This window comes from Allohoeflea poritis, from assembly GCF_027889715.1.
In the GTDB taxonomy this organism is placed as follows: Bacteria; Pseudomonadota; Alphaproteobacteria; order Rhizobiales; family Rhizobiaceae; genus Hoeflea_A; species Hoeflea_A poritis.
On record NZ_JAPJZH010000008.1, the window covers coordinates 75,843 to 90,077 of the forward strand.

11 protein-coding genes are annotated in these 14,235 nt (G+C 60.6%); all 11 read right to left on the reverse strand.

The window, feature by feature from the left end; translation table 11 throughout:
- Position 1 precedes the first annotated feature (1 nt).
- The 11 genes from OOZ53_RS14005 to OOZ53_RS14055 all read right to left on the reverse strand — a co-directional run bounded on the left by OOZ53_RS14005 (position 2) and on the right by OOZ53_RS14055 (position 14,028).
- Positions 2-871 carry an outer membrane protein assembly factor BamD gene (locus tag OOZ53_RS14005; RefSeq protein WP_271090230.1) on the reverse strand — a complete coding sequence of 290 codons (870 nt, stop codon included), beginning with the start codon at positions 869-871 and terminating at the stop codon, positions 2-4.
- Between the two features lie 238 nt (positions 872-1,109).
- A complete protein-coding gene (lpxC, locus tag OOZ53_RS14010; protein ID WP_271090231.1) occupies positions 1,110-2,063 on the reverse strand; it encodes a UDP-3-O-acyl-N-acetylglucosamine deacetylase in 954 nt (317 codons plus the stop codon).
- Between the two features lie 336 nt (positions 2,064-2,399).
- Positions 2,400-4,091, reverse strand: a complete 1,692-nt coding sequence (gene ftsZ / locus OOZ53_RS14015) for a cell division protein FtsZ (RefSeq protein WP_271090233.1) — start codon at positions 4,089-4,091, stop codon at positions 2,400-2,402.
- 52 nt (positions 4,092-4,143) lie between these two features.
- Entirely contained in the window at positions 4,144-5,475 is a 1,332-nt protein-coding gene (ftsA, locus tag OOZ53_RS14020) for a cell division protein FtsA (RefSeq protein WP_271090234.1), read from the reverse strand.
- Positions 5,472-6,368 (reverse strand): cell division protein FtsQ/DivIB, encoded by an 897-nt coding sequence (locus OOZ53_RS14025; protein WP_271090236.1) that lies wholly within the window; start codon positions 6,366-6,368, stop codon positions 5,472-5,474. The genes ftsA and OOZ53_RS14025 overlap by 4 nt, the downstream gene beginning before the upstream one ends.
- A 26-nt stretch (positions 6,369-6,394) precedes the next feature.
- Positions 6,395-7,321, reverse strand: coding sequence for a D-alanine--D-alanine ligase (locus OOZ53_RS14030; protein ID WP_271090237.1), 927 nt, complete (start codon positions 7,319-7,321; stop codon positions 6,395-6,397).
- Between the two features lie 184 nt (positions 7,322-7,505).
- Entirely contained in the window at positions 7,506-8,426 is a 921-nt protein-coding gene (locus tag OOZ53_RS14035) for a hypothetical protein (protein ID WP_271090238.1), read from the reverse strand.
- A gap of 238 nt (positions 8,427-8,664) precedes the next feature.
- The gene (locus OOZ53_RS14040; protein WP_271090239.1) at positions 8,665-9,606 is read right to left on the reverse strand and encodes a transglutaminase-like domain-containing protein; all 942 of its coding nucleotides are present in this window, start codon (positions 9,604-9,606) and stop codon (positions 8,665-8,667) included.
- Positions 9,607-10,010: 404 nt separating this feature from the next.
- Positions 10,011-11,444 (reverse strand): MocR-like pyridoxine biosynthesis transcription factor PdxR, encoded by a 1,434-nt coding sequence (gene pdxR, locus OOZ53_RS14045; RefSeq protein WP_271090240.1) that lies wholly within the window; start codon positions 11,442-11,444, stop codon positions 10,011-10,013.
- 71 nt (positions 11,445-11,515) lie between these two features.
- Positions 11,516-11,983, reverse strand: a complete 468-nt coding sequence (locus OOZ53_RS14050) for a pyridoxamine 5'-phosphate oxidase family protein (RefSeq protein WP_271090241.1) — start codon at positions 11,981-11,983, stop codon at positions 11,516-11,518.
- Positions 11,980-14,028 (reverse strand): molybdopterin-dependent oxidoreductase, encoded by a 2,049-nt coding sequence (locus OOZ53_RS14055; protein ID WP_271090242.1) that lies wholly within the window; start codon positions 14,026-14,028, stop codon positions 11,980-11,982. Before OOZ53_RS14055 ends, OOZ53_RS14050 begins: the two co-directional genes overlap by 4 nt.
- Positions 14,029-14,235 lie beyond the last annotated feature (207 nt).

Genomic DNA, 14,235 nt, shown 5'->3' on the forward strand with positions numbered 1-14,235 from the left:
GTCAGCTTTCGGCGCCGATCAGGCGCGAACCCGCCCGTGTCAGCCACGAGCCGCGATTCTCACGCGGTTCAAGCCCTTCAGTCTGCAGAAGCTTGTAGGAATCGGCATACCACTGACTGTCCGGGAAATTGTGCCCGAGCACGGCAGCAGCCGTCTGCGCGTCCTGGGTCAGGCCCATCGCGAAATAGACCTCGACGAGGCGCGCCAGCGCCTCTTCCACCTGCCTCGTGTTGGGATAGGATTCCACGACCACACGGAAGCGGTTGACCGCCGCCGCATATTCCTTGCGTTCCTGGTAGTAGCGACCGATCTGCATTTCCTTGCCTGCGAGCTGGTCGCGGGCAAAGCGGATTTTGACCTCTGAATCGGCAACATATTCCGAATCGGGATAACGCTGAACGATTTCCGAGAAGGCCGCAATGGCGCGACGCGCCGATCCCTGGTCGCGCGTGACCTGCGGAATCTGACGGTAGTAGGACAGGCCGATCAGGTAGTAGGCATATGCCGTGTCTTCCGATTCAGGATAGAGGCTGATGTAACGCTGCGCATTGTTGATTGAGTCCGGATATTTGCCCATCCGGTAATTGGCGAAAGCATTCATCACCATAGCCTTGCGGGCAAACTCGGAATAGGGATGCTGCTTGTCGATGGCGTCGAACTTGCGTGAGGCCTCTTTCATCTTGCCTGCCTTGATATTGGCAAGCGCCTGATTGTAGAGGACGTCCGCGGGCTCGGTCTCGATATCCAGGGCCGTGATATCGATATCCCTGTCGCTCTGGCACGCACCCAGCACCATCATGCTGCCGAGACTTGCGGCAACAAACACCGCACGCAGACTTTTGTTCACCGGAACCAGTCCCCTGTTCAGCATTTCGGTCTACACCCCAATTCCCGCCGCGACTCAAGCGAAGGTTCGTTTCAAACGACGGAATACCACATTTACACGGCGGAACGGGCCAAAATTGATAACAACCCGTTTACCGGCCGCACCGAAAACAGTGCACGCTTTCATAGCGCCAAACGCACAATGATCGCAACGTCATGCGCATGTTTTGGTACATTTTTGTGGCAGTGGCGCCGACATCCTGGAACGACGGCTGTGGAAACCGCTACTGTGTCCAGGGAGCGAACATCGGACCGCTGACAGCAACCAGTTCACCGCCACGCGGCGTTTCACGCGGTTGCGAGGTTTCGACGACCTCATAGGCGCTCGTATCATTGAGCAGCGCCTTCAGCGCCAGTGAATTGAGTTTGTGCCCACCGCGATAGGAACGGTAGCAGCCGATGAACTTCGCACCGGCAAGCGCCAAGTCGCCGACCGCGTCAAGCGTCTTGTGGCGTACGAACTCGTTCTCGAACCGCAATCCTTCCAGATTGATCACCGTATCGTCATCACTGATAACGACCGAATTCTCGAGCGAGGAACCCAGAGCATGGCCGGACGCCCACAGGAACTCGACGTCACGCATGAAGCCGAATGTCCGTGCCCGCGCCAACTCGCGCCGGAATGTATCGGCAGAGATATCGCCCTTCCATGACTGGCGACCGATCAGCTTGCAGTCGAAGTCGATGTCGATCTCGAAGCGCGTACCCTCATAGGGAACGAATTCCGCCCATGAAGCGCCGGCCTCGATGCGCACGGGCTTGACCACCCGCAGGTAACGCCGCTTGGAGCTCAGAATATCAACATCGGCGCGATCCAGGGCTTCGATGAAGACAATGGAACTGCCATCCATGATCGGCACTTCCGCACCGTCGATCTCAACGATGATGTTGTCGATCTCCATGGCGTAGAACGCGGCCATCAGGTGCTCGACGGTCGCAACGCTCGCACCGCCCGCATCGCCGAGAACGGTACACAGGTCGGTCGCCGCGACCTGCGATGCCACAGCCCTGATCAAATGGGTATCGCCATTGTCCAAAGTGCGTTTGAAAACGATGCCGGTATCCGCCTCGGCTGGCTTGAATGTGACGGAAACCTTCGAACCGCTGTGCACTCCCACCCCAGAGAGCGTCACTTCGTTCAGAATTGTCGTCTGATAGCCAAAGTAGTTAATACTCATACATTCAAGCCTGATATTTTCAGCCAAGGTCATTCAATAAACGCTGCATCCATACGCGATGCTAAATCCGCGTATAAATTCAACTATTTCGGATGACCTATTGTCCCGACCAAATCCCCACAGCTGAAAGATACGTGCCGTCTAGGGACAATCCAAATCACGGTTTTTTACGGATTGTAACGCTGAAATAGGCAAGCGTTTTCAACGGTTTAACGAATTTAATATTCATTAATGAACCGTTAACGTGAGCGTCTGATTTGAATGTTGCAACACAACCGGGGCAATTCTGAGACAATTGCCCCGATTCTTTTTCAAAGCGAGTCGCGCGGTCCTCGCTTAAAGCGCCTGACGGCGGAGGAAGGCCGGTATTTCCAGCTGATCGTCTTCCGACTGCGTCTTTGTCGCGGGCTGGGCACGACCCTGATTGTCGAGACTGCCCTTTCGCGGCGCATACATGCTCGCCTCGGCAGAGAGCTGGCGGCGCTGGTTCGACGGCGCAGGTGCCGCCGGCTCTGCGGCGATGCCTTCATCCTCTTCACGCCGTCCAAGGCTGTGCGAGATGCGTTTCAACAACCCCATCGGACCCCGCTCGTCATGGCTGGCCGCCTGACGCTGCTGCCGCTCGACCTCCGCCTGAACGACGGGCGGAAAATCCTCGATGCGCGGCATCTGTGGTGCTGGAGCTTCCGGCTCAGGCTGAGCGGCGACGACGGTCGGCGCGGGAGCCGGGGCCGGAGCTGGTGCGACTTGCGGTGTCGCCCGGCTCTGGATCACCGGCTTCTGCCCTTCCGGGGAAGCAAACAGCTTGCTCTGAGGATGGAACGCCTCGCCACTCTCAGGCTCCGCTGCCGCGGGAGCCGCGATGCTCAGTTCCTGTTCCAGTTCGGCTTCGGCCAGCTTGATGGTGGCCTCCACATGATCTTCCGCCGGCGGCTGCGGAGCCATGACGCTCGCGGTTGCGGCAGCAGGGGCCGCAGGGGCCGCCGCAGCAGCGGGTTGTGCCGGCTGACTGACCGGTTTCGGCGTGACCGTCTTGCTGACAATGGTCTCCTCAGCGCCGCTTTCCTTGTCGATGCCGGTCGCAACGACCGAAACGCGGATGAGCCCTTCGAGATCTTCATCGAAAGTCGCGCCGAGAATGATGTTGGCGTCGGTATCCACCTCTTCGCGGATCCGGGTTGCCGCCTCATCGACTTCGAACAGCGTCATGTCGCGACCGCCGGTGATCGAGATTAGCAGACCCTGCGCCCCCTTCATCGACGTCTCGTCCAGCAGCGGGTTGGAAATCGCTGCTTCCGCGGCGGCCATGGCGCGGCCATCGCCCGAGGCTTCGCCGGTGCCCATCATCGCCTTGCCCATCTCGCGCATCACCGATCGGACGTCGGCGAAATCGAGATTGATGAGACCTTCCTTGACCATCAGGTCGGTAATGCAGGCAACGCCGGAGTAAAGGACCTGGTCCGCCATGCCGAAGGCATCGGCGAAGGTGGTCTTGTCATTGGCGATGCGGAAAAGGTTCTGGTTCGGAATGACGATCAGCGTATCGACCGCGTGCTGCAACTCGGTGATCCCGTCCTCGGCGATACGCATGCGGCGCTGGCCTTCGAAGTGGAAGGGCTTGGTCACCACGCCGACTGTCAGGATTCCCCTTTCACGGGCCGCCTGTGCGACAACGGGAGCGGCACCGGTACCGGTTCCGCCGCCCATGCCGGCGGTGACGAAACACATATGCGTTCCGTTGAGATGGTCGTTGATCTCGTCGATACATTCGCGCGCCGCCGCGCATCCGACTTCCGGCTGCGATCCGGCGCCGAGGCCTTCGGTCACGGCCACGCCCATCTGGATCACCCGATCGGCCTTGGTCATGGTCAGCGCCTGGGCGTCCGTGTTGGCGACCACGAAGTCAACGCCCTGGAGACCGGCATTGATCATGTTGTTGACGGCGTTGCCGCCACCTCCGCCGACACCGAACACGGTGATCCGCGGCTTGAGCTCGGTGATGTCCGGCTTCTGCAGATTGATAGTCATGGCACCTCGTTCCCTTTTTCACTCTGGCCGCCTGCCGCGTCGGCCAACACAATTAAAAACTTTCTTTCAACCACTGTCCTACACGGGCAAATCGTCCTCCGCCGCCCACGGCCCGGTAGCGCCCGGCCCGTTCGACGCCGCGGCTTTCCAGCGCGGCGATCTGCGGATAAATCATCAGTCCCACCGCGGTGGAGAAAGCCGGTCCCTTGGCTGCGGCCGGAAGGCCGGCGACGCCAAGCGGCCGGCCGATGCGCACATTGCGGGCAAGGATGCGCCGCGCTGCATCGGCAATGCCGGTGAGCTGGCTCGCACCGCCCGTCAACACGATACGCCGGCCCACCAGGGGTGCGTATCCTGACCGGTGGATACGGTCACGGATCATCTCAAGCGTTTCTTCGATGCGCGCCCGCACGATGCGGGCAAGCAGCGCCTTCGGCATCTGCGCCGGCATATCCGCATCCCCGTCGCCGATCGGCGGGACGGAAACCGTATCGTGCTCATCCCCGGTCATCGGCAGCGCCGAGCCATGAACAACTTTCAGCCGCTCGGCGTCTTCGAGACGCGTCGAAAGCCCGCGCGCAAGATCCATCGTCACATGGTGCCCGCCGAGCGCGATCGCATCGGTATGGACCATGCGGCCTTCCGCAAAGACCGAAATTGTCGTCGTGCCGCCACCCATGTCGATGCAGGCACATCCGATTTCAGCCTCATCGTCGACAAGCGCGGAAAGGCCGCTTGCATAGGGTGTCGCCACCATGGCCTCAACGGTCAGGTGTGCACGGTTGACGCACAGTTCGAGGTTGCGCAGCGGTGCCTGTTCGGCCGTGACCACATGCATGTTGACGCCGAGATGGTCGCCGAACATGCCGAGCGGATCGCGGATCGAACGCTCGCCATCGAGACTGAATCCGGTCGGCAGCGCATGGATGATGGACCGGTCCGCATTGTCGATCTGCGCGGCAGCCGCGGCCAGCACCTTGCGCAGGTCGGAACGCTCGACCTCGTGGCCGCCGAGATCGATCTCGGCGGAATAGACATCGCTGCGCAGGCGTCCTGCGGAGACGTTGACGATCAAAGACTCGACCGTCAAACCGGCTCTCTTCTCCGCTGTATGGACAGCCATGCGCACCGAGCTCTCGACAGCGTCGAGATCTGCAATAACCCCCGCTTTGACACCGCGCGACTTGTGATGACCGACGCCGATGATCTCGACGTCGTGAGTGCGACCCGGCAACAACCGGGTTTCGGCGCGCGGCTCAAGCCGGCCGATCAGGCACACGACCTTGGTCGAGCCGATATCGAGGACCGTTACCACGCTGGACCGTTTGGCAGGCAGCGCCCTCAGATGCGGTACGGAAAAGGATGAAGACCGGAAGACGCTCATGAATTGCGGCCCCGCTTCTTCATGAGGCGTTCGCGCGCATCCATAGCATTTTGCCGGCGCGCTGCCGCATCGTCCGACAATCCGATGGTGATGCGGTCGTCAAGGCGCAGATCGACCGTCCGGATATCGCGGGCCAGCAGTTCCTGGCGCGCGTCCATGCGGCGCAACTTGTCCAGCGCACCCGCAGCACCGTTCTCGGGCAGGCGTACCGTGACGCCATTGTCGAGGCGGATGTCCCAGCGGCGGTCGGCGACCCGGATCCGGGCCTTGATGCGCGGCTTGAGCTCCGGCCATTTGTCGAGCATGGCGTCGAAGGCTTCCGCATGGACATCCGCGCCAAGGCCGACGAAAAGCGGCAGTCGCATAAATTTCTTGCTGGACAGCGGCGCGATGACGTTGCCGTTTCGGTCGATCAACGAAAGCTCGCGGCCGTGCTGCCAGATCCCGAAGGCGCGTTTCTCGGAAAGCTTTACGTCGATGGCATCCGGGTAGATCTTGCGCACATCGGCATCCATGACCCACGGCAAGGCCATGACTGCCGCACGTGCCTCGTCGACATCGAGCGTCAGCAGCGACGTATGGCCATCCAGGCCGAGCTGCTGGACAATATCGATTGGCGACGTTTCAACATTGCCGGCGACATTGACCGAGTCGATGGCAAATCCGGCCGCCGACGTCGTGCTCTCTGCGAGTGCGCGCAGATGCCCGCCCTCGATGACGCCGTAGAGACCGGTCAACGCGAACAGCGCTGCGGTTGCCAGGGAACCGGTATGCTGGGGAATAACGGCGCGCCCGTCGATGAGCGCGGTGAACAGGCGCATCGGACGGCGCAGGAAACGCGGCAGGACACGGGAGGAATCGGACACGGAGCCGTCGGCGCGATCCGCGACCATCCGCCGTCCCTTAACCCACCTGTCCTTCAACGCATGCACGAAGCATCCTCCACCATCCAGGTCAGCAGCTCGCCGAAATCGTAGCCGGCAAGTTCCGCCAGTTCGGGCACCAAGGATGTCGGAGTCATGCCTGGCTGAGTGTTGATTTCCAACCAGACCACTTCACCGTCTTCGGAAAAACGGTCGTCATACCGAAAGTCAGAACGGCTTACGCCGCGACACCCGAGAGCTTGGTGCGCCATCAGGGACAGTTTCTGAATTTTTTGGTAAATATTTGGTAAAATTTTCGCCGGATATTCGTGTTTTGATCCGCCTTTTACGTATTTTGCTTCATAATCGTAAAAACTGTGGCCGATCGGAAAAATTTCTGTGACCCCAAGGGCTTGATCGCCCATCACGGCACAGGTCAATTCGCGCCCGTGAACGAATCGCTCGACCATGATGTGATCTCCATAGGGCCAGTCATCCGAGCCGATGCTCTGCGGCGGATGCGTATGGTCTTCGTGGACGATCAAAACCCCGAAGCTGGAGCCCTCGCTTACCGGTTTCACGACGTAGGGCGGATCCATCGGGTGGATGAGTTCGACTTCCAGCCTGTGCATGACGCGCTCATCGGCAACGGGGATGCCGACACTTGCCGCGATGCGCTTTGCCTGCTGCTTGTGCATGGCGAGCGCCGAGGCTCCGACGCCCGAATGGGTGTAGGGAATCTCGAGATATTCGAGGATCCCCTGGATCGTGCCGTCTTCGCCATAGGGCCCGTGCAGCGCATTGAAGGCGACATCGGGTCTGAGTTCTCCGAGGACAGCGGCCACATCGCGCCCGACATCGACCCGGGTCACGCGGTATCCGACGTCTTCAAGCGCGTCGGCACAGGCGTTGCCGGACGATAGGCTGACAGGCCTTTCCGATGAAAATCCGCCCATCAGCACGGCCACGTGTTTGCTGCTCATCTACTGCCCCCTTTTCACGCCGTCGCGGCAGCGACGGTTTGAGCACGAATCTGCCCGCAGACGCGGTGCCGGCTAGATCGACTCAAAATACGGAAACTCTAAGGCCAGTAGAATCAGAGCGTTGCGCCATTCGCAACAGATTTTGCTGCAAATGGCGCTTTTTTTGATATTGAAGGCGGAATGATCAGTCGACGGCCGGCACGGAGCCAAGCCAGCGATGGACTTTCGGAAGTCCGGGAGCCGTGCTCATTTCCCGCTCGTAGAGGTTCTGCTGTGCACCGAAGCGGATCTTCAGGCCGGCATAAATCCCCTGGTCGACAAGCGTTTGGGTGGCCCCGGATGTGCTGTCCTCATTGACCTGCACACCTTCGTAGGAGACGAAGACCGAGCCTGCCCTGTTGTCGCCGGAGAGCATGGCGAGCTGATGCTCAAGAACGACTTCCCAGGCCCACATGTCGGTCGGGTTGTCCAGTGGCGCGTCGTCCTCATCCTGCGTACCGTCGGCATAGGCAACGCTTCCCTCAAGCATTGTCGATCCGCCGTTGAAGAAAACCTGCCCGATGGCGCGCACGAAATAGGTGTCGCTCAGCGTTTCAAAATTGCCGCTGTCGGCGTCGGTATCGAAATATCCCGCCTGCACGGCCAGCGATCCGCGTTCGTTGAGGAAACGCGCCTGACCGCCTGCTATCCACTGCGTCACGTCATGATCCGTCGTGACCTCATGGAAATAAGTCTCACCCACGCCGCCAAAGACGCCGGCCAGAAACGGGCCTTGCGTGAACGCAAAATGGCCGCCGCCCGTAAAGCCACCGGAGTAGGTGTCATCGGCCGGAACACCGCCAACATCGTCATTGTTGAAGGCACCCTCGCCGTCAAACTCCAACTGGACAAGCCAGTCATTGAAGACCGGGGCCGCAAACATCACGCCGCCGCCGACAAGCGGAAAGTCCTCGATCTCGTCAGGCGCGCCTCCACCGGCGTTGATCGCGTCACCGCTCCGCCAAAGATAACCACCCCAGGCATTGGCCTCGAAAACGGCCCCCAGATCCCTGGTGGGCGCCACGTCCGCCGGATCGGCTGCTTTCGCCGCAGTCGCGGCCGCCACAATTCCGATGCTGATTGCTGCTGCTGAAACCGAATGGAGAATCGTCGCGAGCGCGCCACCTCGCGACTCGCGGCAAATTTTGCTGCTGAAATACATTTTGTCGTCCCACCTAAGTTACGCCCCGCACACTGCGCTATCAAATATTAGGAGTTCTTACAATTATTCATATATCAGAAAACAGGACTGTTGCGTATCTGCAACAGTCCTGTTTTCGAGAAACCGGTCCGTTTAATGCAATTCAGCGATTGGCCGCTGCCTGCGCGACCGCAACCGGCGGGCTGGCATGGCGCCACGCCGGCAGCGTGATGATCTGCTTGTCCTTGACCACCGCATCATCGCTGCTGGTGATCGCATCCACCGGATTGGCCCAGGGAAACTGGGATATAAGCGCCCGCGCCGCCTTCGGCGTTTGGGGTGTGTCGGCGAATGCGCGCGCAAGACTATCAAGCTCTTCATAAGCTTTGACCGATACTGCCTTGTTTCTGCTGAACTCCTCGCCAACGCCCCAGTAGTCCGACGGCAGGGGTTCAATGCCGCACAGTGCCGCGACGTCCTTCAGGATATTGGCCGCGGGCAACCACGCACCGCGAATTCCCGAATGGTACCTGCCGCAATTGGCGGCCTTGATATCGCCGGCCCGGATCGCCAGCCACAGGTCGCCTCCGGCCAGGAACCGGCTGCGCGGCACATCGTGGATCGGGAAACCGATGCCGAGCGCCTGACGGGCGCGCCATCCAAGTTGCGCGTCGAACAGCCGCCAGCCGCAATCCGTGCGGTATTCGCACAGCCAATGATCTTCCCAATGACCCATACGGAAATAATCCGCGAATCCCACCCTGATTCGGGCCTCGATACCGTTCGACCTGAAAACGCTCGTCGCCATCAGTGCGAAGTCGCGCGCGCTTACATGCAGATAGGCCGGAATCTCCCGCGGAACCAGAAGCGAGCGGCGGTCGCGCCTGAACGCGGTGCTCAGCACGCGCTCGACGGTTCGCATATTGAGATCGGACATGGCGTAACGCGGCGTGCCGAGCTGCAGCAACCGCACGACGTCGTGATGGATCATGAAGTTCTCGAGAACATCCGCCAGCCCCTCCGGATCCAGAGGTAGCTCGTCTAGCCTGCGCCGGAATAGGCCAGGATTGGACCACGCCGTGTGTGTCGCATAACTGATATCCATAATATTTCCGCCCATTAATATGTGTTCCACTCAACGCGAAATGCGTACGCAATTCGGCAATGGGCCAACTGCATTGGCGAATTTGGGATTCAGTGAGGCCATACGGATCAAAAACGGGGCCGTGCCGGTAACGAAATTTGACACGCGGCAGCCTTATTCCTTTGATCCGGGCGCGTCCCGGGCAAAAAACCCTTGTTTTTCAGAGTTCTTGCCTCAAGTTGCGCCGCGGAAAACCGTATCCGACGGCAGATGGCTATCAACGGAATGGGCGGCACACCCTGTTGGCATCTTGTGGATAAGCCGGACACGCATTCCCGCTCTCCGATAACCTTGCCAAGACCTCGCGCAATGGGCGCAGATCTGGGCGGAAATCAGCCTCAATTCATGACGGATTTTGCGGAAAATTACGGCAGCGCTCTTCGAACCAGAGGCGCCAGGATACCGACACTGGCTTGCAATTCCTCCGGCGTGAAGGCGCAAAAACCCAGGACCAGACCCTTGCGGGCCGACCGGCCCGCATAAAAGGATGACAACGCCGCAACCGAAAGTCCCCCCGCCGCCGCCGCCCGCGACAGTGCGATATCGTCACAAGAGTCCGGCAAGCTGACCACAAACTGCATACCCGCCTGATGGTCTTCGATACGGATCGAAGCACCCAGCTCAGCTTTCAGCAGTTCGATCAGCACCCTTCGGCGTTCGGAATAGATGCGGCGTACCCGGCGCAGATGCCGATAGAATTCACCCTCTTCGAAAAACACAGCCAGCGCGCGCTGCGGCATGATCGAGGCCTTGCCGCCATAACGATGCAGCGTGTCTGTAAAATCTGCCAGAAGCGCCTGCGGGATCACCAGATATCCGATGCGCAGATTGTTGGAAAAGATCTTCGAAAAGCTGCCGGCATAAATGGTTCGCGAATTCTTGTCGAAACCCGACAGCGCCGGGATCGGCCGGCCCGCATAGCGGAATTCGCTGTCATAGTCGTCCTCGATGATCCAGCCACCGGCGCGCTCGGCCCAATTGAGATATTCCAGCCGCCTGCCCTGGGTCATCGCGCCGCCAAGCGGATATTGCTGCGAAGGCGTCAGCACCACCAGGCCCGGAGAAATGCCGTCATCGGCGGGCGGCAGTTCGGCGCCATCCGCTCCGACTGGCAGCCAAAGCGGCTGCATGCCAAGACTTGTGACGAAGTTCCTGATCTGCGGATAGCCCGGATCCTCAAGCCCGATGCGGTCCCCCCGGCGCGCCAGCGCCCGGATACAAATCTCAAGCGCGTCGCCGGAGCCGGCCGTCACCAGCACCTGCTCGGGCTCGGCAAAAACGCCGCGCCACTGCAGAATATGCTCGCACACGGCCTTGCGCAGGCGCGTATCACCGAATGCCTCATCGCGGGCAACCAGGGCCTCCGGTTCATTGCGCGCCACGCGCGCCACACAGCGGGCCCACTGCCGGTGCGGGAAATGGCGCATGTCAGGTACACCGGGACTGAAGGGCTTGGGCCCGGTATTCTGCTGTTTGACGACTTTGTCGCCTTCCTGCTTCGCGACCGCCGCGAACTCGACCTCGCCCATCTGGCACACCGCGTAGCCGGAGCCCTGGCGCCCTTCCGCGTAACCTTCGGCGACAAGCTGATCATAGGCGGTGACGACGGTTGAACGGGAAACGCCCAACTCCACCGCCAGCGCGCGGGTCGGCGGCAGATGTCCGCTGTTTCCGAACGCGCCCGACACGATCTGCGCGCGCAGCCCTTCATAAACCTGCTGGAAAATCGGCACCGTGCTGTTGCGGTCCACCGCAACTGCGGCCGAAGATCCTGCGCCTGTCTTGATTGGTTTGTTCATTTTCGCGTTATCGAACGATCTTCAACAGATCAATTCTGACACAACGCCATGCCCGAAAACAACTGCCATGGTCAAAGCCCATTGAGACGGGCCAGATTGGCGGCGCGCAGGTCCTCTTCGCTGTGGCCGATATCATAGGCCGGCGACAGGATCATCTCCGCGTCGCTGATGCTTATCGAGACAAACGCCGACATCATTGGCACATACGCACCCCAGGGCTGCTCAAACGCCGCCATCATTGCTGAACTTGCCTTTGATTTCGAGATAATCGACGCCGTACCGGTTACGCGGACCGCCTTGCGGGCAAGGACATCGATAAAGCAAATCTCGATCGCCGCATTGCGCCGGATATTCGCCAAAGTTCCGGGCGAGCGCAGATTGCCGAAGGCCAGCGTACTGTCGTCGATAATGACAAAGGTTGCCTTCGGCGAAACCGAGGGCGTGCCGTCCTCGTTGATCGTCGCGACCATACCGGCTGTATGATCGCGGATCAGCGTTTTCATCTCTTCGGTCAGCATGCCATCCTGCGGAAGGGTCATTGCGCAGCGATCTCCACGAAGGTTTCGTTGTAACAGGCGCCCTCCTCGATATCGGCTCGGATATCCGCCGATATGAGAGCGTTGACCGTGTTTCCGGTCTCGCTGGAGCGAAGCCAGGTGCCCTTCGGGCTGTACAGGACGCCCGCGCGGACCTTGTCGGTGACAAGGACCTTGAGTGCCACCTTTGCCCGGTCGTTCGACACGATGGCCATGGCCCCGCTCGTCAGACCGCGCGAAGCGGCGTCAGCGGGATTGATTTCGACAATTTCCGGGCCGTCCGATTCCGAACAGCCACCGAAGGTCGCGTTGGTCCGCTTGTCGGACGAAGGCGAGATCAGCACCAGCGGAAATGACCGGGCAACGGTCTCGTAACGCGGCACGCCGTAGCCGAAACGGTCTTCCAGGTCTTGCGAATAGAGCTCGATCCTGCCGGATGCCGTTGCCGGAATCACCGTATCGCACATGATGGGCTCCGCGCCGCCGGCCGCCTTCATTTCAAGCGCTTGGTCAAGCGGCACTTCGCTGGGGCGGTGTCCCTGCATGCGCGGATCGTCCGCGTCCAGGGCCGCATCCATCAGCGCCGCGTCATCTTCCCTGAAGATCGGATCATCAAAGCCGAAGCGCGCCGCAAGCCGCCTGAAGATCTCCGTGTTCGGCAGGCTCTCGCCGACGCGGGGAATGACGGGCGCCGCCCGCTGCACATAATTCTGGCCATAGGCGCCGTAGATATCGTCGAACTCGAAATGGCTGGCCGCCGGCAGGATGACATCGGCGAAGGCAAGGCTGTCGGTCATCACCACGTCGCAGCCCGCGATAAACAGGTCCTCGCGCGACAGCGCCCTGATCAGCGTCTTCTGATCCGGATGCGTGCAGACCGGGTTGTGATTGTAAATCATGGTCGCCATGACCGGTGGATCGAGATCCGCATCGAGCAGCTTTCGGGCAACGTCGACGATGTTGAAGGTGCGCGTCCCCTCCGGGATCAGGTCCGGTCTTTGCAGCCGGTCGGTGGTCTTGGGCGCGGCAAGACCAGGCTTGGCAATCACGCCGGCGCCGCGCCGACCGTGATTGCCGGTAAGCGCCTGAAGCGCCATGCCGGCCCGCAACCCCGAGCCGCCGCTGCGCCCGCGCTCGATCCCGTTGCCGAAGGAAGCGGCCACGGTCCGTGCTTGTGCATAAAGATCAACAAATTCCGCAAAAGCCTCAGCCGGCAGGCCGCAGCTGTCGACCGCATCGGCCGGCGCGTATTTCCGCGCCTCTTTCATGTAGCGGTCGAAGCCGGTCGTCCAGCGGCCTATGAAATCACTGTCCAGTGCTCCGCGCCGCTCCAGTTCAGCGGCCACCGCGAAGGCAAGAACCACGTCGGTTCCCGGCTTGATCTGCAGGAAAAGGTCGGCACGCTCGGCGATCTTGGTGCGTTTCGGATCGATAACGACGAGGCGCGTACCGTTCTTGCGGGCATCTTTCAGCACGCGCATGAGATGCAGGTTCGAAACGGTGACATTGTTGCCCCAGACGACGACGAGATCGGCATCACGCGCCTGCTCGGGCGGCATGCCCGGAGCCGGGCCATAGAGGCTCGTATAGGCGGTTCCGCGAACGGCGCCGCACAGCGGCCCGCGGTTGAGCAGCGTCGCGCCGAGCTTGTGGAAGAAGCGGCGGTCCATGGACCCGCCGGCCAGCTCGCCGTGCGGCCCGGCATAGTTGAACGGCATGACCGATTGCGGACCGTGTTGTTCGATGGCCCTGGAAAAGCCGTCATGGACCATGTCGATGGCCGCATCCCAGGAAATCGGCTCGTAGCGGCCATCGCCCCGCTTGCCGACACGCCTGAGCGGCCGGGTGAGCCGACCCTCGCCATGCACGAATTCCGGATAGGACCGCGCCACCTTGTTGCAGATGACGCCGTCTGTGAACGGATTGACCGACGAGCCGTGCACCGCTTCAATCGTATCGCCGGAAACCGTCACCGAAAGCGAGCAGGTGTCGGGACAGTCCAGCGGGCAGACACTCGGCTTGGTGATCGCTCTGACAATCTCGTTCATGCTCCGGCTCCAGTTGCTTCCGATCGACACTTTTATTCGCGCCGGATGATACAAATGGTGCGGACCATAAAAAACGACCATTTTTGCAGAATTTCGACATACCAATCAGAAGAACCGCTTCCGGGACAGGACCGACATGCAGCGGGGTCGCGCACCAGGTGCATTGACATTAACGGCGCAAGGCCATTTGTGGATTTCGGGAATAAC

What these genes read in the sequence shown, in the direction of transcription:
- OOZ53_RS14005 (WP_271090230.1), bottom strand. Translation starts at nt 871, where the DNA reads ATGCTGAACAGGGGACTGGTTCCGGTGAACAAAAGTCTGCGTGCGGTG.
- lpxC (WP_271090231.1), bottom strand. Translation starts at nt 2,063, where the DNA reads ATGAGTATTAACTACTTTGGCTATCAGACGACAATTCTGAACGAAGTG.
- ftsZ (WP_271090233.1), bottom strand. Translation starts at nt 4,091, where the DNA reads ATGACTATCAATCTGCAGAAGCCGGACATCACCGAGCTCAAGCCGCGG.
- ftsA (WP_271090234.1), bottom strand. Translation starts at nt 5,475, where the DNA reads ATGAGCGTCTTCCGGTCTTCATCCTTTTCCGTACCGCATCTGAGGGCG.
- OOZ53_RS14025 (WP_271090236.1), bottom strand. Translation starts at nt 6,368, where the DNA reads ATGGTCGCGGATCGCGCCGACGGCTCCGTGTCCGATTCCTCCCGTGTC.
- OOZ53_RS14030 (WP_271090237.1), bottom strand. Translation starts at nt 7,321, where the DNA reads ATGAGCAGCAAACACGTGGCCGTGCTGATGGGCGGATTTTCATCGGAA.
- OOZ53_RS14040 (WP_271090239.1), bottom strand. Translation starts at nt 9,606, where the DNA reads ATGGATATCAGTTATGCGACACACACGGCGTGGTCCAATCCTGGCCTA.
- pdxR (WP_271090240.1), bottom strand. Translation starts at nt 11,444, where the DNA reads ATGAACAAACCAATCAAGACAGGCGCAGGATCTTCGGCCGCAGTTGCG.
- OOZ53_RS14050 (WP_271090241.1), bottom strand. Translation starts at nt 11,983, where the DNA reads ATGACCCTTCCGCAGGATGGCATGCTGACCGAAGAGATGAAAACGCTG.
- OOZ53_RS14055 (WP_271090242.1), bottom strand. Translation starts at nt 14,028, where the DNA reads ATGAACGAGATTGTCAGAGCGATCACCAAGCCGAGTGTCTGCCCGCTG.